This window comes from Bacillus salacetis, assembly GCF_049177075.1.
Classification (GTDB): domain Bacteria; phylum Bacillota; class Bacilli; order Bacillales; family Bacillaceae_B; genus Rossellomorea; species Rossellomorea salacetis_A.
Genome location: NZ_CP185377.1, coordinates 2,172,003 through 2,190,571 on the forward strand (window position 1 = coordinate 2,172,003; position 18,569 = coordinate 2,190,571).

Consider the following 18,569-nt stretch of genomic DNA (forward strand, 5'->3'; position numbering starts at 1 on the left):
TTATAAGTTGATAAAATTAATAGTGCTTCTGGTTCTCATACAGTAATTTCATAGCTTCAATAATTCGTAGATCCGCCAAATTATTATTTGCTCGATCAGGTAAATCAATCGCACCAATTGCAAAGATAAAGGGGTTGAGTTTAAACTCTCCCAAAATTCCTATGTCCACGACTACATTATCCAAGCCACCAGTCATATGGTTGAGATGATAAGCTGGAATGCCTTCCACTTCCCCTTTTTGCCGAACGAGTCCATTTATAACCGGCGACCAATTATTAGGATTCTTTTTATAATGTTCGAATATATACAGCATTAACTGAAGCAGATCATCCAGCTGTCCTAGGTTTTCACCATCTCTTGGATTTTCAGTAACCTTTATTGTTGGAAATTTTTCCTGAATCGATTGATTTAACAGTTCCCATCCCCCACAATGTCTCACTACACTGCTTGCGATATAACTGTCATGACAGGCGATCATTACTTCTACAGCTTCCCTTAGGGATAATGAATTTCTTCCTTGAAGATGCGGGTACAATTGATAACTGTCCTCAGATGGATTAAATGAAATATTTTCAATAAAGCTGTTCCAGTTGAACTTCCCTATTTCTACCCAGTTTGTAATACAATATCCTATTGCTACTTTGGCAGCTGAGGCAAGAGGAACAGTCAAATCTTTATTCATTGATTCCAAAATAATTGACTCTTGTGTTGAGTAGACCAATAACCCGGCTTTACCTTCATTAATTTCTTTTAACTTGTTAAGAACTTTATACATTAAAGGCAACCTCCTTTCTTCAACATATCAAAGCAGGCACCTCTCTTACCCTTTGAGGTACCCTCTTTAATTTGCTAATTGATTTTGGCTCACCACCAAGTGTTCTGTATGATGTGGCAAGCTCTTTAATGCCGTCCTTAGAAATTCGGGATATAAATTAATGTTTTCAAGTTCAGGAATGGGAATCCACTGATATATCAATCTTTCTCCTTCGACACCATAGAATGGCTCTTTTCTATAGCCGATAGCCCTATCTATGGGTTGAACAATGTAATAAAAGCCTATCTCATGGAAGTCCTGCCCCCGATAATTAAAAAAGTTCTCAGCCATCCAAACAAGCCTATCTACTTTCATTTCCACATTCAGTTCTTCGAGAAATTCCCTTTTAATACTCGACTTGGAGTCCTCATTAATAGCTGCTCTGCCGCCGGGTACTGACCAATTTTCTTCATTCACAGACCTATGCAGAAGGACATGTCCATTTTCAATCCATAACCCTGCAACCCGATAGTTAAATACAGCTTTTTCAGTCTTAAAAACAATATCCAAACCTTTTCCTCCATTCTACTTTTGCCCACAGAAATTCCAGTACTCTTACTTTCAGAAAAGCTTTGCCATATAAAACTCATTAAACAATTTCCCATTTATCCTCAGTGAATTTCTTTTGGTGCCTTCTATTTCAAAACCGCTTTTCTTGTATAAAGCGACACCAGCCTCATTTTCTGTTACGGCTGTCAGTTCAAGTCTAGATATATTATTTCTGATTGCCCAATCAGTCACATTCTCGAAGAGTTTCGTGCCTACCCCTTTCCCTCGCTGTTCCTGCATGATTCCAATGACAAGATAAGCAGAATGCCTGGTCCGCTTAACGGTTCCGCCTATCGCCATCAAATAGCCGATCAATCGTTCGTTTTCTTCAACAACAAAAATGGTTGAGTTAGGTTGTTGTTTAATTCTTTCCAATTGCCTCTTTTGTTGTTCAGGTGTTGTCTTTCTTTCCCCCGGTCCCATGAGCATAAATTCCGAATGATTTTCTACTTCTTTTACTAGATTGATAAAACGCTCAGCATCCTGAATCTCAATTTCTCTAATGATCACTACATGGCCTCCTGTCTGCCCAGTTTTTTTCTTTATAACCAATTATTTCAAACCAAGCGGCCTTTCACAAGAAAAATCTTGATATATCCCAAAAGACCTGTTAAACTCTTCAAGGTGTCTAACTAATTTAATAGTTTACCTGTATAACCTCAAGAATATGGCTTGAGGGTTTCTACCAGGAACCTTAAACTCCTGATTACAGAAAATGAATGTCTATTCTTTTTCTGTAATCAGGAGTTTTTTTATTTTCTGAAAACTAGAGTATATTGTGAAAGGACGATGAATCAATTATGAATCTAAAAGTTTTAATACTTGCCTTATCCACTGTTGCAGTAGGATTGGTCGAGTTAATCGTAGGTGGGATCCTTCCTACTATCGCAGAAGATTTTAATATTACATTGAGCAGTGCGGGTCAACTGATCACCGTTTTCGCATTGATTTATGCAGTTGCCGGACCGGTTTTACTAGTGTTGACAAGCAAGTTTGAAAGAAAAAAATTGTACCTGATATCTTTATTTGTGTTTTTTATCGGTAATATCATGACTTATTTCAGCACAAGTTTTTCCTTTATGATGATCGCAAGGGTCTTGACTGCAATGAGTACAGCACTCATCGTTGTCCTGTCTTTGACCATTGCCGCTAAGGTAGTTGCTCCTGCACATCGGGCGAAAGCTTTGGGAATGATTTATATGGGGATCAGTTCGTCACTTGTAATGGGCGTTCCGCTTGGGATCCTTATTACCGATACATTCGGCTGGAGAGTGATCTTCCTTGGAATCGCAGTCTTGTCAATTGGATCAATTGTACTTATTTCCATCTTCTTGGAGCGGGTACCAGGGGAAAACTCAATCCCTCTTTCACAGCAGCTAAAGGCCGTTGCCAGTGCCAAAATAGGCAGTGCACATCTTGCGACTGTATTCATGCTGGCAGGACACTATACTCTTTATGCGTATTTCACTCCGTTCTTAGAAGCGGAAATGAATCTTAATTCCAGTTGGATTAGTATCTGCTACTTATTATTTGGGATTGCAGCTGTAGGAGGAGGAGCATTTGGAGGAATCCTATCTGATTCAATCGGTGCTCAAAAAAGCATCATCCTTGTCATCAGCGCATTTGCATTTGTTCTATTCTTGTTGCCATTATCGACTTTTTCAATGATTGTATTCATACCGGTCATGATGATATGGGCAGCTCTTAGTTGGAGTCTGGCGCCGCCGCAGCAAAGCTATCTGATCCATACAGACCCTTCTACTTCAGATATTCAGCAAAGCTTCAACAATTCAGCCATACAAGTGGGGATTTCACTTGGGTCAGCTTTTGGCGGCGTTGTGCTTACTCAATCCGGAACGGTTTCCCATACAGCATGGTTCGGAGCCGGTATTGTGATCATCTCGTTACTATGTGCAGTCTTTTCTCTAACAAGGACAAGTATTGTAAGAGATGGCACAGTGGCAGTGCCTACTCAAAAGAACTAAATCTGTCATCGATCTTGCAGAAGAAACGGAGGGAAAGATTCAATACTCGATTGAATCTATCCCTCCTTCATTTTTTTAAAATCTATTCTTCTTTTAAAATCTTTTCCAATCGAGGAACCACATCCTCCTCCATTGCATCATCCACATCTTCAACCTGTGCCGCTACATGGGAAATGATGTGTTCATAGATAGTCAATTTAGCACTCAATTGAAATACGACTATCCCCATGATTACATTCATCAGCAGGACAAGAATCAATATTACTTTATACAGTTTCTCCATTACTACCAAATCCTTTATAACTCCTATTGCGGGCCAACATCCCGGCAGAATCCTAACCTCATTGGCCCGATAACTCCTTTTACGGGCCAACATCCTGCCAAAATCCCAATCTCATTGGCCCGGTAACTCCTTTTGCAGGCCAACATCCCGGCAGAATCCTAACCTCATTGGCCCGATAACTCATTTTACGGGCCAACATCCTGCCAAAATCCCTATCTCATTGGTCCGGTAACTCCTTTTGCGGACCAACATCCCAGCAGAATCCCAATCTCATTAGCCCGGTAACTCTATTTCTAGGCCAACATCCCGGCAGAATCCTAACCTCATTGGCCCGATAACTCATTTTACGGGCCAACATCCTGCCAAAATCCCTATCTCATTGGTCCGGTAACTCCTTTTGCGGACCAACATCCCAGCAGAATCCCAATCTCATTAGCCCGGTAACTCTATTTCTAGGCCAACATCCTAACAAAATCCCTATCTCACTGGCCCGGTAACTCCTTTTGCAGGCCAACATCCCGGCAGAATCCCTATCTCACTGGCCCGGTAACTCCTTTTACAGGCCAACATTCTGGCAAAATCCCAATCTCATTGGCCCGGTAACTCCTTTTACGGGCCAACATCCTGCCAAAATCCCTATCTCATTGGCCCGGTAACTCCTTTTGCAGGTCAACATCCCGGCAGAATCCCTATCTCACTGGCCCGGTAACTCCTTTTACAGGCCAACATTCTGGCAAAATCCCAATCTTATTGGTCCGGTAACTCTATTTCCAGGCCAACATCCCTGCAGAATCCACTTGTTATGGCGCCACATTATCTTTTTGTGCCTTTTCAATTCTCTGTCTGTGATTTACGTCTATAACAATATCACCGACACCCATTGCAATAAGTCCATTAAGCAAAGAGAATATTGGAATTATATATTCCCCGCCAGTGAAAAGCATCATGATAATAGCGATGATGCTGAAAAAAACAAAAGCTAATCCTAATAAATATAAAGCTCGACCAACAAACAAATCTTACCTCTCCCTACTTATGTATTCGAATCTTTACAACAGCAGACTTACAGATAGCCTCCGCCAAGATTGTATTCTGTTAAAAACACTTCATTGAGAAACAAGTAGAATCCCATATTAGTTGGATGTAAATCCTTCTGCAATTTTTATTAGCTTTTCTTTAGAAAGAGTAATATTTTCATGAGGATATATTTGAAGATCATAATTCACTTCATCTTCACTCCAGCGAATGACTCCATCTTCCTCATAAATGCCTTCATTCCCACTTACTTTAATCAACTCTTCTTCGATTGGGAAGTTATGATCGCTAATTTTATATATCGAATTCTCTACATTTCCAACGGTTAGCTCGGCCATTTCTCCAGCATCCCCAGTAAAAGAGAGTGAATAGCCCTTGTGATCCTTTCCGTAGTTAAAGCTATTCATCTCAACACCACTTACCGAAAAAGGGAGATCTGATGGAACCTTAAAACTAAATTCACTTTTTTTCAATTTACCGTCTATAGACGAATAATTTATCATTGAATGGCTGCAGCCTGTTAAAAGGATCAATAAAGCCAATAATAGTTTAATATGCTTGATATTTATCTCCCCCGATTATTAAAGCCTCATTTCTATTTATTAATCAGATAAAGATATCCCCATAATATGATCGGTATAAATGGAAAAACTTTCACTTTCCATCTGAACTTCAGGATTTGAAAAAGGAATGATTTTAACTTTATTCAACACAATCATTGCGTGTTGATTGACTACATTTCCTTCCTGCATCATTTTCAAAGTAGTGTCTTCGGATTTTAATATAGCTTTGTTCAATAGAGGAATATTATTTATGTCAGGTTCCTCGGTGTTGATTCTATCAGCGATAATAAAAGCGTTCGAAGTAGCAATTTTAATCTTTCTTTTATTCTTGCTCTCTTTTTGTAATTCATCTAGTTCCGCTTGAATGACGACGATGTCCAATTTCTTCATATCTATTAAATTACTTAATTCGTGTCCCGTAAATTCGTGCAAAACTAATCTCCTCCCTGGTAATTACTGTTTTGAAATAATATTGCCGGAATCTGTTTCTTTCTCTTTCTTTTCGCAGATGACTCTCTTGATAAAAACCTCAAGGACCTGAGTGTATAATTCAGGCTGCTCTAAATGGACTAAGTGTGAAGCAAAAGGAATGATGGAAACATGCACCTTATCGTTCATTTTAGGATAAATTAGTGTGCCGGCTGTTTCTAATTCATTTCCTTCGCCAACCAATATCAGTGTCGGTGATGATAAATGGCTTAAATCACTTGTTTCATCAAATGGATACCACTTCTCGTCTTCGCCCATATAAATGAACTGTTTCCAATCAGATTCATGCAACTGATCATAGTACTCTACTGCCTGTTCATTCCTTAAAAACTCCTTTTGTTGTTTGGCTTGAGCATGATTCATCTCACTCCAGTTGCTTGGCTTTTCCGCAAATATTCCTGACAGTGTCAAACTAGCAATTTTTTCAGGAAACTTTTTCGCAAAATGAAGAGCCACCAATGCCCCTAATGAACAGCCTATTAAATGGATACTATCCAGTTGGTGGTAATCCAGTGTCTCAGCTAAATCAGCAGCACAATCATTAAAGTAATTTGAAAAATCATTGTTTTTTGATTTCCCATGACCTCTTAAATCCGGGACAATGACTTGAAAACCTTTTTGAAAATAGTCTCTTTGATATTCAAAATCTGTTAAACCGGTTTGTAATCCGCTATGTAAAAAAACTATACGTTCTCCCTCTCCAAACATTTCCGCATGCAAAATCACAATTAAGCCCCCTTATATTTTGAACCTTCTTCATCATTCCACTTTCTCAGCCTTCAACATATCGAGCAAGAACTGCTCATCATGCCGGCACTTAAACGGATAACGATGTTCATCTAACTCTCTACTTCCACAGGCATCAACAACTATTGCATTGACTGGAAGCTGGCTGTCTTCAACTTTGAATTTCCCAGCTGTATTGATTTGAAAGGTCTTGTTTTCATTAACACCATAGTTGACGCGCTGACCATCTGTTGTAAGTTGATAAAACCGGTCGCCTTCAAAGTCAAGCATGGAATCGGTGATGAGGTCTAAATTGGCAAAGACCAGTTCTGTATCTGTAAACATATAATCATCCATGTAGTCCTCTTGTTCATTTAACTTATACCTTGATACCTCGAGCGTCTTTCGGTCGTCAGCAAGGTCGATGGTATAGTTGATCGTTCCTTCATGTGTATCCTCTGTAAGCCCAAAACTAAGGTTTTCATAGTTTCCATCCTGATCAATCGTCATATCAAAACCGCGTAATTCAGTATAAGCCCGGTTCATGTCAAATTCAGCTTTCAGATGCTCATATTCTTCCACCAAACTTCCATCATAAAAATTGTTCTCCAGCAAATCAATATGATGAGTCCGTTCAAAGATCATACGTTCTACATGTGGAACGAAAACACCAAGCAGGAAGAGGACCAATCCAATGCTGGCTGCAGTATGCTTAACTTCAACATTCACCTGGGACTTTTGAAAGAACAATAGAAAAATGACAAAACCCAAAGGCAGTTTTAACTCGCCCAATTCCAGCATAAAGGCACCTAGAAAGGTGTATCCGAATAGTTTTATTAATAAGTATGGCTCTCCCTCTTTCGCTTTTCGAAAAAGTAACAGCAACACGATGATGGTAAGAATGTATATAACCGACTGTAAATTGTCGCTCATGTTTCCCCTCCTTTCCTAATGCAGCAAATCTTTTACCTGATAGGCCGGTATGAATGATCCTCCCAAATAATCGGAGTGGAATCATCAAAGATAATCCCTTCCAACTGAGTTTGAGACAGAAGATCGGCAGCATCTTGTTTTGCAAAGAAGATTGCAGAAACTTCATCAAAGTAACAGGTAAATACAAAATCACCATTCTCATCTGTGATGGCTGTTGGTCCGTCATGTGAACACAGTCTTACTTTGATGTCTGTTGAAATCTCATCCAATGGGTAGATTTCTTTGTCACCATGAATGGTCAAGAAGTGAAGATATTCAGCCCCGTTCGAGGAAAGAATGGTCACGATGTCATCAATTAAAAAAATTGAAATTTGATCTTCCATCGGATAATAGGTCTGATTCTCCAGAACTCTTTCTAACCGCTTCGCCAGGTCCTGCCTTCGATAAGTCTCCCTGACATAGCCGCCAAATACAGAAGCAATAACAGCTTTTGACGTTTCTCCCAAACTTTTAAAACCGCATTTATTTTTTAATGATTCCCAAGAAATTGGTGTGCCGTATTTAAGGATATGTTCTTTGATGGGGAAGTATTGGTGAGGACTGTCACTTTTGTCAGATTCCCAGTCGTCTGGCATTTTGATAAAAGGGAAAAAAATCTTCGCTGCAAACGTATATCCTTCTGGTAAATTACCCATCAAGGATTCTCTTTCCATGTCGTCTCCAAGTGGATAGAAAAATTCTTTAACCAATAGTCAGCCGCTCCCCTGTTTTGAAATTGGTATTAAAAAAGTTCGAACTTTAAGGGAATCTATGAAGTTTTACTGAATAAGCTAATCCCTTGCTTATATGAATTCATTTAATAATGCTATTCCTGAATTTCTTCCCAAAGCCTTTGAACATCTACTAATTTCGCTTCTTTAAATTCCATTTTATAAATATCAGGTTTTGAAGTACTATGTAAAAAATGCAAGTGATATATGTTATCGAAATAGCTCATCATCAAAGTCATAACAACGCCGTGTGTACCAATAACTACTTTTTTATTTTTAAAAGTATCCAATAGGTTAGCCAGTACATTTACAGCCCTTTTCTGGCATTCAGCATTCGATTCCCCACCAATTAAAGAGAAGTAGGGATCCCTAAAGGAATCCTCTAACAGTGGAAGCAATTCCTTATCAGAAATCCGATGGTTTACCGAAGTAAATACTCTCTCTTTTAAACCTTCGAATATTTGCACCTCTTGACCTATCTGCTGTGCTAGCCTTTCAACAGTCAATATTGACCGTGTATATGGGCTTGAAACTACTGCATCAACTTTCTCACTTTTTAAAATCTCCGTTACTCGTTGAACATCTAAATGCCCTTTAGAAGTCAGGCCTCTTGTTCTTTCATTTCCTTCCTTTGGTGACTCCCCGTGCCTCACCATATAAACAACCGTATTCATGATTGAATTTCTTCCCTCTCCGAATTTACGTTGATTTATAGTTTCTGTTTCGATCTATGTAACATGTTTATGAAGTGGTTATCCCTAATAAATGGTCCGAAAATAAAATGAATTCATCAAGATGTATTGGTGACCCAGGCAGGGAAAAAGGAGTCAACTTTACATTATGCAAATAAATACAAGCAGTCGAATTTAGGATTTCCTTGTCTTTAATATCAATGGCTGGATTGACTTCGTACTGAGTTAACGAATTTTCTAAAATAGGTTCCTCACCCGGACGTTCATCCATTACCATTTTTAATTCTGCTTCAATCATCGCAGACTGTGTAACAAAAACAATCTTCTTCTTTTCTGGATATTTGTTTTTAAGTTCTTCAAATTTTAAATGCAGTTCTACCACTGTAAGCTTTTTAAAATCAATTGCATCAATTAAATCTTTACCTTTCATCAATACCCCTCCGCCTAATTACTTATCTATACTTTAGTAATTAGACGAAAACCCCAATGTCTAAGTTTCGAATTGTTTTAAAACACTTTACCCCTTTAAAGCGTGAAGAGGGACTGTCCCTTTTCGTGCTTTAAAGGGGTAAAACCTGCTTTGGTTCGGACATATGATTTTCTTGAAAAGTTGGATTAGAGAGGATACCCCGGCAGTCATCCCCTGACTTTTATTCTTCCCTCTCTGCAACCTGCCATTTTTTATTAAAGAAACCCACTAACAAAAGAGAAAAAAATAAGGAAGCAGTCAAAAACATCATATAGGTATTAACATTGAAGAATTGCTTGTTAACGTGAATGGACATGAAAGAAGTGATGCTATCGATATACTGCCAGTCTACGAACCCAAAATCTTCTTTGTACCTTTCTGCCAGGGTCTTTTTATATTTAGCAAAGGCACTCCTTTGATATAAGAATGAGATCACTAAGTGTAATAAAGCTAGAGCCATTCCAACTCTTAACACAAGGAGTTTCACATTCAGTGCAAAAAGGACTTTGGTTAACAAATACACAAAACTGAAAAACATAATAACGAGAATAAATAGAAACAAAATGGCTGGGTTCCCATTCCCTGACGTTTGGCCGGGCTCAGGGTTCATGGCATTGCTCATCCAAAATAACGGAATGGCCAGGAGACTTATTAGTGTTATGAGAATTAATCTTCTTTTTATAATAATCACCCCTATATCCGGAACAGTTCAATCTACCAACGACAGTTCTCGATACATCATAAAATCATAGATACTGTCCTGCGATTCCAAACTAACTCTCTATATTTTAAAAACCTTAGCAAATAACCACGGAATTCCCGTAAAGATAATAATTCCTGATAGAACGGACAGGAAGATGAATGTACTTATGACCTTTGCCAAGAAAAGAACGACTAAAGAAACTAAGACAATGATCCTCCAGTACAAAAGCGGTTTATTCAAGTTCCTCCCCCTCTTTCTATTTTTTATCTTTTAAAGCATAAAGGTAAGCGAACCTATCTAGAGCAGTATCCCAGTTCACCAATTGATTTTCTCTCACAGCATAGAGCAGATTATGAAAAATCGGCTGCAATCCATAGAAACATTGAACTCTTTTAAAAATAGATTCCGAGTCTTCTGTCTGGTAATGAGATACTACTTCTCTTGTAAAGTCTGGCCCAAAAGACCAGTAAAAACCTGCAAAGTCAAATGCCGGATCTCCAACCTGGGCATCTGTAAAATCGATGATTCCACTGACAAGTTGTTTTTCTTTTTGAAATAACATATTTGAAGTCGTCAAATCTCCATGAATCAATACCTTGTTATAGGTTGAAAACGTAGAACTATTTAAAAAATTTTCAAACAGGTTTTGAATATCGACTCTTTGTGGAATTTTTAAATTTGGAAAAATGTATTTTACAACAGAATGATATAAATCCTCCCAATATTCTTGGGTATGGACAGTAACGATATTTGTTCCTCTTAGCATTGATAAGTCTATGCTATGCAGCTTTGTGAGGAAGTCACCTAATAAATTTGCATTCTGTTGATTCAATAGATAATTGTGATCTGAGTCACTAACAGTTTCACCATTTAAATATTCATACTTAACGCCTTTAAACTCTCCATGAAGAAAAACAGGTTCATAACGGGGGATTTGCAGCAACGGATTCTTCAGTGCCAGTTGACGAGTCAAATTCATTTCATCTTTTACTTTTGATGCTACTCCTTCCGACTTGGGAAACCTAAAGACAACTTCATTATTTAGGATGATTATGTCATTATCCCACCCATTTGTTTTAAATTTTACATCGCTTATGGTGATATCTGGATGCGTTTTATTAACAATTTCTATTAGATGATCTGCTTTCATTTATCCAACCCCTAAGAAACTTTCCTTTAATACCAATTATTTCAAAGTCGGGCAGCAAACTCAATATAAATATGTTCCTCCGATTCACCAGTTTCCTCCTCTATTTACATATGTGTTTCCTAAAAATAAAGAATAAGCTGTGTCATATATAAATTCCAAAGTGAATGTGCAATCATAGCAGGAATTAACGATTTTGTTTTGTAAGTAGTTATTGTCAAGAGAACTCCAGCGAGAATCGTAAATATCCAGGTTTCGGAAGGGTGCATCAAACCAAACAGGATAGATATTATGCTGATCGCCCAAAACGGCTTTACGAGTTTCAACAAAACCGCCAACAAAATTCCTCTAAATAAAATCTCTTCGGATATTGGGGTAAGAATTGCAGCATTGATGGTACTTCCCCAACTACTAGCTTCGATCATATGATTCTTGAAATAGAAAATAAAATATCTGTCCAGCAGCACTTCATAATGAATGCAAATATGTAAAAGAAGATAAGGAATAGCAAATGTGAGAAGAATAAACAGATAGCTTTTAGGCTTTTTCAATACATTGAAATTTACCATCGGAATGATGAGTGCCCTTATGTTCCGGAAGTTGAATGTAACTATTGTAAAATAGGAAAACCAAATTAGTCCTTTCAATCCACCATAGGGAATGGGAAGTTGACTGATAAAATAACCAGGCACAGCTAAAATGGCAAGATAGAGAAATAGAACTTTGAAATTTATTCTGGAATCCCCTTCCGCCACTGTCTTTGTTCCTTCAGCTTGTAGGCTGTTTAACATAAAAATCCTCCTTTTTTGTAGAAGTACCTGAACATATCCTTTTTCCAATGAGATGATTTTACTGCGAACGTCGTTAAGCTTTGGGTATAGTTTTTAATACGGACAATGTATTAAAAAGTTTCAAATTTCCAGTAAAAATATGCCAATAACAAAAATCAATAACCAGAGGTCAGTTGGGTGACCTCTGGTTATTGATCTCTTCAATCAGGTGTATCTAGTTTCTGTAAAGCTTCATGCAGTTCACTCTGGACCTTTTCATCTGCGCTCACATAAAAAACCAATATGTTATTTACTCCGTATACCTGATGTTCCACTAAGTCAGCAGTAGCTGTTTTCTCTTCAAACTTTTCAATGCCTTTTCCTCGGGCACTAGCTGAGGGAAACTCATACACAGATAACAAGTTCCCTTCCACACTATAAAGATCAGGTGCAACACCATTTAATTTTTGGATAAACACATTCTCACTTGGCAGCTCTGGTGCTTCACCTAATTCGAATCCTTGACCCTTGAGTACATTTTCTACAACTTCTAAATTGAGATTGGTTGTTTCAATTTGGCTTTCTTTATCATTCTGCTGGCTGCAAGCTCCCAGTAAGGTTATTAATAATAGAAACAATGATAGCTTTTTAAACAAATATTTACCTCCTATCTTAAAAGACGGAAATACATTGTTCGAGCTGGACTGGCTCTTATTAAACAGCCAAATCACCCCATTATAAAAGCGCATTTCCTCTATATTAGGGCGCCACTTTTTCGACTTAACTTATTTCTTCTTTCTTGCCTGCTCCTCTAACATCTCCTCATCGAGCTGATCCACGATTTCTTCCGTTCCGTCTTTTCTTACGTACCTCACCTTTACTTCTTTGGCAGGACTGACAACATACCAAAACCGCTTATCTCCCTCCACATCTACAATCGTCGCTTTTTCTCTCCCAGCATAAACTTCAGTAATACTGTTATCCCTCATGGCACCTGAATAGATATAAGGTACCTTATCCATAGCAGACCACTTTTGAGGTGCATCCCATTCTGCTCCTCTTGTACGCTGCCAGGCCCAGTGTCCATTTTCCTTTTTGATATATGCAATAAATATTTGTTTTCCCTGAAGATTGTTTTCAGTGAAAATGGCAATGGCATCATCTTCTGTAACTATGTTTTGATCTTGATGAACAAGTGAATAGGAATAGTCAACATCCTCGCTATATTCCTTTTCATTTTCTTTCATTTTTTCTTGAAAAAATTCTTCAAAGGTCTGTTCTTTTGAACAAGCAGTCACTAACACTAATAAAATGAAAAAAAGCAATTTTAATCTCACTATAATCCCCTTTTCTCAGGAAATTGGCCAAAGATGGCATGATTTAATCAATTTTTTGATTTTTCTTCTTGATTAAGTCATTCCACAGATCATCCCAAGTTCCATTAAATTCTTTCCACTGACCATTCTCAAGTATTTCTAAAACTTTGCCTTTGCCGGATATAAATTCAATGGACTTATCTTCATCCTTATATGTAGTTATGGGCAGTTTAACCTTAAGTGAACTGATTTGAGGATGGCGATTTAGAAACATTTCGTAGTCATCAGCATCATCAAGACCTTTTTGTACTTCGTCACCTATTAATGAATATTTTCTTGAGTAGCGTAATTCCTGTGCCAATCCTCTCTGCTGATGCAAAGTATCCAATATTTCCTCAAACGTTATGACTCTTGTTTCGGTTGTAACTTCTTTGTTTTTGTCGAAAGAATACCACTTAGCATATGCTGCTATATTGTGGATATTTGCTAATAGGACGATCAGAATGAAAAAGCCTGTTATTATAAAACTATTTTTTTCAATGTGTCACTCCCCTTATGGACCAGTTCCGCATGAGAAGACATACTTTCCACTTTCAGTCTCTTTGGTATAACACATCGTTGCTGTGTCTCCAGTAGGACTGTCATGGTTATACCAATAGACATTGTACCTCTGCCCGTAATCTTTATCTTTGTAATGATCCTTAAGTATCAGTGCGAAAAAACTTTGATATGGATGCCCGTCTTTGTAAATGCCTTCCCTCAGGGCGGACCTTGGTGAATCATTATCGTGCACCAACGGAGCTAACCATGGCGGAAATAGTATTAGCACCATTAGTGCCACCAGGCCAACGATTACAAGTTGTTTTTTCTTATTCAAATTACACTTCCTTTCTTCCCGATTAACACCTTAAGGAATGATCTGATCAGTTTTCATTTGCTGAGATTGGTTCATGATCAGTCAGTCCATCTTTAATAAATTCCTGTAATCCATCCCTATGAAATATAGCCAAACTCACCATTAATATGATGAGCAGAATAAAAGTCCCGAAGATGATTGATGGGATTATGCCTTTCATTTTTTCGTTTCCCCCTTATTGCTTCTCAATAATTAGACGGAAACCAGCCGGTATATGTTTCGCCATTATTACCATAAATGCAATTTACTGTATCGAGTTGATCGACTACGTGTAATTCAGCTGGATGTTGAGCATGATATATTTGACCAATAACGAAGGGATGACAGGTATGAACTATAAAAGTGAACTACAAGAAGCACAGGACATTATCCATAAAGCACATCATCACTTAAAACAAGTCAATTCAACCAGCAGCGAGGCGGAATCATGCAGGTTCGCCATTCAGGAACTGGAAAAAGCACAGCAGAAAATCCAGCAGGTGCAGCAAGGGATTCATGAATAAAAACAATACAAAATGGCTTGGGATAGCAGACCCAAGCCATTTATTTGAAAGAGAACCTTTTAACTTCAAACCTCAAAAAATAGTGCTGCTCTGTTGGCGAGCAGCTGTTTACTCTGCCTACGCCCTCATTAGCTGGAAACTAGTCTTGAGTAAAACTTCTTCCAGTAATAAGCTCAAAAAATGCCTCGGCTTGTTCGTAGAGTGGAATATACGCCCTTTCAACCTCTCCATCAATTGTATGCCTATAGACCATAATTGATTTTTCACTCTCATCTATAAGAACATCATAATTATTTTCATTTAATGTGAATGTATAATCTGTACCTACGTAGTCAGTTCCAGTGTAAAGGGTTTGTTTTTTCCATGTTTCATTATCGATAATCGTTTTGAGCAGCTCTAAATCTTCAGGATTCTTAATTTGATAAATCTCTTTCGTTCCACCTTCTCCACCGAATTGTTCAACGTTAATTTCTTGATTTCCACTTGTGTTTTGGCATCCATATAAAAGAAAAATCATTAGAAATAGGGATGCAAGAAATTTTCTATTGATATTATTTTCCCTCCTTTTATAGATAGAGATAAGACCAATGTATTTAGAAGTTCAGGTTATCACTACTGTTATCTATAGTTTCTAGGCTGCTTTTTCACATATGTATTAACAAAATTATTTATTCTTTATACCAATTTTCATCAAACTCAAGATTTAGTGCTCTTCCGAAGCAGATCCCAAATCTTATAAACCCTCTTCCCCTTGCTGTGATCAGCTTTCCATCATGAACAACCAGTTCCTCAGAAAAATTTTCTTTATCAAATAGACCTGTCTTGTCCCTGTCCTCTTCTGTCATTCCGATTGTATATCTCTTTCCTTTTAAAACTCCAGCTTTTGCAAGTAAATAAGGCGAGCTTGAAATACTTCCAATTGTTATAGCTTGTCTTTCACTTTTTCTTATAAAGTCTATTAACGCTTTATCATTTTCTAACGAAAATACATCCATGCAACCCGTCATTAAAAGACTGTCTATCTCATTAAAGTTTATCTCCTCAACTGTTGTATCTGGTAAGCAAGTTAAACCTGACTCTCCACGAATGGGCTTCCCAGTTGCGCCAACAGTGATTATTGGTTTTCCTCCCTGCATTAAGATGGACAGTGCCACACTTAATTCATATTCGCTATACAGAGGATATAATAGAACAGCTGTTTTTTTCATAATATGTTGCCTCCATAATTACTAACATAAATGGTTAATAGTTTCACATTAATCTAAGCTCTAATCGCATCAGTGTTGATAATTCCATAATGAACAAGATCGATATATTCGTTCTCTTTAAAAACGTGATCTCTTAATATACCTTCTCTTTTCATGCCTATTTTCTCAATAACTTTGCCCGAAGCCGAGTTGGAATAAAAGTAACTCCAATTCCTGCACCCCATTTTTCGTTTGAGAATTATTTCATTTACGATACTCCATCAACCAGCAGTCTTGATATATGCCTTCGTGAAGTTCTCGCTGCGGAAGTATTTTCACTTTTGTAAATCCACATTTCTCATAACACTTTATAGCTCTTGTATTTCTAGCTTGAGGGTCCAAAACAACCCTTTCTGCTTTTTTGTTTTCGATTAAGAATTCAACCATGGATGAGACAAGCAGCGTTCCAATTCCTTTGTTCCAATACGCTTTTTCTCCGATGAACTGGTCTATTCCATAAACAAATTCCTTGGTGTATCCATATACCTTTTTCGTTTCATCATCTAGTTGGTAAAATTGGATATAGCCAATTTCTATACCGCCAAACTCTATAATGCATCTCATTTCATCATCTTCTGGAGCGAAAAATTTTTCATTCACTTTGTTTATATCGAATGGATTATCCCTGCCTTCATAAAACTCAAGTACTCTCGGATCTGACAGCCACTTTGCTAACAATGCAGCATCTTTTCTTTCTAATTTTCGAACGGTTAATTTACCATGTGTGAACATCAACAAACCAACCCACCCCTTTTTTATTAAGCAGCAATTTATTGCAAGAACTCTTTTCTAAGTATTGAATACATCGCCAAGTCTGTAAACTCACCCTTCATTAAAAATACTTCTCTTGCAACTCCTTCATACTTCAATCCTAATTTCTCTAACACTCTCTGGGATTGTTTATTTTCAATAATAATGGAAGCTTCCACTCTATTCAGGTTCATATTTTGAAAACCGTATTTAATTAATTCTCTTGCCGCCTCCATCATGTAACCTCGCCCCCAATGCTTATGGGACAATACATATGCGAGTTCAGCCCTGTAATGTTTAGGAACCCAGTTTACGAAATCAATAGTGCCTATCATTTTTTTCTCTTCTTTTAGTTCAATAGCCCAAGTTAATTTTCTTTTCTCTTCATAGGCATTTGTGATTGTTGCAAGGAATTCCTCGCTGTCTGATAGTGTTTTATGTACTTCCCAAGGAACAAAACGTGAAACCATTGGTTCTGAAGCATATTCAAATAGATCTTCTTTATCATTCATTGAGAGCTTTCTTAAAATTAATCTCTCAGTCTCTAAAGTTGGTATATTGGCATAGATTTCTTCGTGATTTTTCATTGGATCTTACCTCATTTCTCAGATTTGCTGGCTGGGTAACATTAATACAATTACCTGGAAAACCTACAGATACAAACCTCTGTTTTATATTGGAATGTAACCTTATCGTTTTGTTGATATGTTGAAAAAAGAAATCGAAGTTCTGAAGCAAAGTCTGCGTAAATTTCATCTTTCTTTGATGGCGTGTAGGATAATGACATGGCCCCACCTATAAAACCTTCCTCTGTCACTGTTTGCCAGTTGTCAAAATACACCTTGGTGTAATCTTGTCCGAAGAAATCAAGTTTCTCTTTATCGGGATCAATATTGGATATTCCAGCAGTTGACTTGACTCTATATTTACGTAAAAGAGATGTATATTCTTGGGCCAATTGGCTGTCTGTCTGCATCTCATTCCATAAAATAAGGACATATCCATCTTCTTTTAGGATTTTTTTGAATTCTCTCTTACATAATTGCTTGTCAAACCAATGAAAAGCTTGTGCAATCGTGATGATATCTACACTATTTTCTTTTAAAGTTGTCTCTTCCGCTGGTGCATCAATAAATTGTATATTTTTATATCCTTTACAATAAGTTCTACACTCATCAAGCATGTGTTGGTTTGGCTCAATTGCCAGGACGCTGCACTCCAAACTGCCTAGCATGTGTGTAAGAATTCCCGTGCCAGCTCCAATATCGGCAATGACAGATTGGTTATTAACCCCTAACTCTCTAAGAATCCTTAATATATCCACTGGATACGACGGCCTTCCTAATGCATATTCTTTCGTTTTATTATCAAATTCATTGTTCATGAGAATTCTCCAAATGGTTCTTAATCCGATTGCATAGCTGCACAACTTGATCGTTGTCTCCCATCGGAGCATCCTGCCAATCATATACTTCCATAGGACCCCAGTGTTCTTTTGGAGTATTTGGATAACGGGCAACGATGTGCATATGAAGATGCGGAACAGAGTTTCCTGAAACTAATGAATAGATATGTTCGGCATTTTCAGATTCCTTCAGGGCCTTACTGACTCTTGCCATCATTACTCCAAATGCTGCGGCTTCTTCTTCCGTTAAATCGGCAAGTGAAGGAGTATGTCTTTTTAAATCAATCATGATATGACCTAAGTAGTTTGCCTTCCCCTTTCGATCGATATGGCCAACATACACATGATCATCTTCATAGATCATGACTCCTGAAGTTTCAATTTTTCCAGCGTGCTTATGACAGATAAAACAACTTTCCCCCATTCAAAATCCCCCTTAAAGAAATATAAAAAATCCTATCATCTCTTAAAGAGACGATAGGATTTTATCGTGGTACCACTCTT

Annotated in this window: 29 protein-coding genes, 1 riboswitch and 1 other annotated feature (1 of these 31 only partly in view); of the genes, 2 read left to right on the top strand and 27 right to left on the bottom strand. The window is 37.7% G+C overall.

What is annotated here, in order from left to right; all coding sequences use genetic code 11:
• Positions 1–16 precede the first annotated feature (16 nt).
• The 3 genes from ACOJQI_RS11195 to ACOJQI_RS11205 all read right to left on the bottom strand — a co-directional run bounded on the left by ACOJQI_RS11195 (position 17) and on the right by ACOJQI_RS11205 (position 1,873).
• Entirely contained in the window at positions 17–775 is a 759-nt protein-coding gene (locus ACOJQI_RS11195; protein WP_421385297.1) for a serine hydrolase, read from the bottom strand.
• Between the two features lie 66 nt (positions 776–841).
• Positions 842–1,324 (bottom strand): NUDIX hydrolase, encoded by a 483-nt coding sequence (locus ACOJQI_RS11200; protein WP_421385298.1) that lies wholly within the window; start codon positions 1,322–1,324, stop codon positions 842–844.
• Positions 1,325–1,375: 51 nt separating this feature from the next.
• The gene (locus ACOJQI_RS11205; RefSeq protein ID WP_421385299.1) at positions 1,376–1,873 is read right to left on the bottom strand and encodes a GNAT family N-acetyltransferase; all 498 of its coding nucleotides are present in this window, start codon (positions 1,871–1,873) and stop codon (positions 1,376–1,378) included.
• A 119-nt stretch (positions 1,874–1,992) separates the two neighbouring features.
• Positions 1,993–2,092, top strand: a riboswitch (purine riboswitch).
• 71 nt (positions 2,093–2,163) lie between these two features.
• Here ACOJQI_RS11205 and ACOJQI_RS11210 point away from each other — a divergent pair.
• The gene (locus ACOJQI_RS11210) at positions 2,164–3,348 is read left to right on the top strand and encodes an MFS transporter (RefSeq protein WP_421385300.1); all 1,185 of its coding nucleotides are present in this window, start codon (positions 2,164–2,166) and stop codon (positions 3,346–3,348) included.
• A gap of 82 nt (positions 3,349–3,430) precedes the next feature.
• Here the strand turns inward: ACOJQI_RS11210 and ACOJQI_RS11215 are convergent, their stop codons facing one another.
• The 18 genes from ACOJQI_RS11215 to ACOJQI_RS11300 form a co-directional block, all read right to left on the bottom strand.
• Entirely contained in the window at positions 3,431–3,631 is a 201-nt protein-coding gene (locus ACOJQI_RS11215; RefSeq protein ID WP_421385301.1) for a hypothetical protein, read from the bottom strand.
• Positions 3,632–4,431: 800 nt separating this feature from the next.
• The gene (locus ACOJQI_RS11220) at positions 4,432–4,647 is read right to left on the bottom strand and encodes a hypothetical protein (protein WP_421385302.1); all 216 of its coding nucleotides are present in this window, start codon (positions 4,645–4,647) and stop codon (positions 4,432–4,434) included.
• 117 nt (positions 4,648–4,764) lie between these two features.
• Positions 4,765–5,169, bottom strand: a complete 405-nt coding sequence (locus tag ACOJQI_RS11225; RefSeq protein WP_421385303.1) for a hypothetical protein — start codon at positions 5,167–5,169, stop codon at positions 4,765–4,767.
• Positions 5,170–5,268: 99 nt separating this feature from the next.
• Complete coding sequence (locus ACOJQI_RS11230) at positions 5,269–5,661, bottom strand: hypothetical protein (protein ID WP_421385304.1); 393 nt, start codon at positions 5,659–5,661, stop codon at positions 5,269–5,271.
• 21 nt (positions 5,662–5,682) lie between these two features.
• A complete protein-coding gene (locus ACOJQI_RS11235; protein ID WP_421385305.1) occupies positions 5,683–6,444 on the bottom strand; it encodes an alpha/beta fold hydrolase in 762 nt (253 codons plus the stop codon).
• Positions 6,445–6,477: 33 nt separating this feature from the next.
• Positions 6,478–7,377: a hypothetical protein gene (locus ACOJQI_RS11240; protein WP_421385306.1), complete on the bottom strand. Its 900-nt coding sequence runs from the start codon at positions 7,375–7,377 to the stop codon at positions 6,478–6,480.
• A gap of 32 nt (positions 7,378–7,409) precedes the next feature.
• Entirely contained in the window at positions 7,410–8,126 is a 717-nt protein-coding gene (locus ACOJQI_RS11245; protein ID WP_421385307.1) for a DUF2711 family protein, read from the bottom strand.
• Between the two features lie 116 nt (positions 8,127–8,242).
• Entirely contained in the window at positions 8,243–8,821 is a 579-nt protein-coding gene (locus ACOJQI_RS11250) for a histidine phosphatase family protein (RefSeq protein WP_421385308.1), read from the bottom strand.
• A gap of 67 nt (positions 8,822–8,888) precedes the next feature.
• Positions 8,889–9,269 carry a hypothetical protein gene (locus ACOJQI_RS11255; RefSeq protein WP_421385309.1) on the bottom strand — a complete coding sequence of 127 codons (381 nt, stop codon included), beginning with the start codon at positions 9,267–9,269 and terminating at the stop codon, positions 8,889–8,891.
• A 220-nt stretch (positions 9,270–9,489) separates the two neighbouring features.
• Positions 9,490–9,918, bottom strand: coding sequence for a hypothetical protein (locus ACOJQI_RS11260; protein WP_421385310.1), 429 nt, complete (start codon positions 9,916–9,918; stop codon positions 9,490–9,492).
• A 171-nt stretch (positions 9,919–10,089) separates the two neighbouring features.
• Positions 10,090–10,251 carry a hypothetical protein gene (locus ACOJQI_RS11265; RefSeq protein WP_421385311.1) on the bottom strand — a complete coding sequence of 54 codons (162 nt, stop codon included), beginning with the start codon at positions 10,249–10,251 and terminating at the stop codon, positions 10,090–10,092.
• 16 nt (positions 10,252–10,267) lie between these two features.
• Complete coding sequence (locus ACOJQI_RS11270) at positions 10,268–11,161, bottom strand: aminoglycoside phosphotransferase family protein (protein ID WP_421385312.1); 894 nt, start codon at positions 11,159–11,161, stop codon at positions 10,268–10,270.
• 119 nt (positions 11,162–11,280) lie between these two features.
• Positions 11,281–11,949 (bottom strand): CPBP family intramembrane glutamic endopeptidase, encoded by a 669-nt coding sequence (locus ACOJQI_RS11275; RefSeq protein WP_421385313.1) that lies wholly within the window; start codon positions 11,947–11,949, stop codon positions 11,281–11,283.
• A gap of 200 nt (positions 11,950–12,149) precedes the next feature.
• Positions 12,150–12,584 (bottom strand): hypothetical protein, encoded by a 435-nt coding sequence (locus ACOJQI_RS11280; protein ID WP_421385314.1) that lies wholly within the window; start codon positions 12,582–12,584, stop codon positions 12,150–12,152.
• Between the two features lie 129 nt (positions 12,585–12,713).
• Positions 12,714–13,265 (bottom strand): hypothetical protein, encoded by a 552-nt coding sequence (locus ACOJQI_RS11285; protein WP_421385315.1) that lies wholly within the window; start codon positions 13,263–13,265, stop codon positions 12,714–12,716.
• Positions 13,266–13,308: 43 nt separating this feature from the next.
• The gene (locus tag ACOJQI_RS11290) at positions 13,309–13,632 is read right to left on the bottom strand and encodes a hypothetical protein (protein WP_421385316.1); all 324 of its coding nucleotides are present in this window, start codon (positions 13,630–13,632) and stop codon (positions 13,309–13,311) included.
• A gap of 165 nt (positions 13,633–13,797) precedes the next feature.
• Positions 13,798–14,121, bottom strand: coding sequence for a hypothetical protein (locus tag ACOJQI_RS11295; RefSeq protein ID WP_421385317.1), 324 nt, complete (start codon positions 14,119–14,121; stop codon positions 13,798–13,800).
• A 46-nt stretch (positions 14,122–14,167) separates the two neighbouring features.
• Complete coding sequence (locus ACOJQI_RS11300; RefSeq protein WP_421385318.1) at positions 14,168–14,320, bottom strand: hypothetical protein; 153 nt, start codon at positions 14,318–14,320, stop codon at positions 14,168–14,170.
• Positions 14,321–14,489: 169 nt separating this feature from the next.
• Here ACOJQI_RS11300 and ACOJQI_RS11305 point away from each other — a divergent pair, with 169 nt between their 5' ends.
• Positions 14,490–14,663 carry a hypothetical protein gene (locus ACOJQI_RS11305; RefSeq protein WP_421385319.1) on the top strand — a complete coding sequence of 58 codons (174 nt, stop codon included), beginning with the start codon at positions 14,490–14,492 and terminating at the stop codon, positions 14,661–14,663.
• 139 nt (positions 14,664–14,802) lie between these two features.
• Here ACOJQI_RS11305 and ACOJQI_RS11310 read toward each other — a convergent pair whose 3' ends face one another.
• The 6 genes from ACOJQI_RS11310 to ACOJQI_RS11335 all read right to left on the bottom strand — a co-directional run bounded on the left by ACOJQI_RS11310 (position 14,803) and on the right by ACOJQI_RS11335 (position 18,489).
• Entirely contained in the window at positions 14,803–15,180 is a 378-nt protein-coding gene (locus ACOJQI_RS11310) for a hypothetical protein (protein ID WP_421385320.1), read from the bottom strand.
• Positions 15,181–15,331: 151 nt separating this feature from the next.
• Positions 15,332–15,871: a DJ-1/PfpI family protein gene (locus ACOJQI_RS11315; protein ID WP_421385321.1), complete on the bottom strand. Its 540-nt coding sequence runs from the start codon at positions 15,869–15,871 to the stop codon at positions 15,332–15,334.
• A gap of 243 nt (positions 15,872–16,114) precedes the next feature.
• Positions 16,115–16,642, bottom strand: a complete 528-nt coding sequence (locus tag ACOJQI_RS11320; protein ID WP_421385460.1) for a GNAT family N-acetyltransferase — start codon at positions 16,640–16,642, stop codon at positions 16,115–16,117.
• Between the two features lie 38 nt (positions 16,643–16,680).
• Positions 16,681–17,247, bottom strand: coding sequence for a GNAT family N-acetyltransferase (locus ACOJQI_RS11325; protein WP_421385322.1), 567 nt, complete (start codon positions 17,245–17,247; stop codon positions 16,681–16,683).
• A 50-nt stretch (positions 17,248–17,297) separates the two neighbouring features.
• Positions 17,298–18,044 carry a class I SAM-dependent methyltransferase gene (locus ACOJQI_RS11330; RefSeq protein ID WP_421385323.1) on the bottom strand — a complete coding sequence of 249 codons (747 nt, stop codon included), beginning with the start codon at positions 18,042–18,044 and terminating at the stop codon, positions 17,298–17,300.
• Positions 18,034–18,489: an HIT family protein gene (locus ACOJQI_RS11335; protein WP_421385324.1), complete on the bottom strand. Its 456-nt coding sequence runs from the start codon at positions 18,487–18,489 to the stop codon at positions 18,034–18,036. The genes ACOJQI_RS11330 and ACOJQI_RS11335 overlap by 11 nt, the downstream gene beginning before the upstream one ends.
• 43 nt (positions 18,490–18,532) lie before the next feature.
• Positions 18,533–18,569: a binding site (T-box leader), on the bottom strand (it continues 181 nt past the right edge of the window).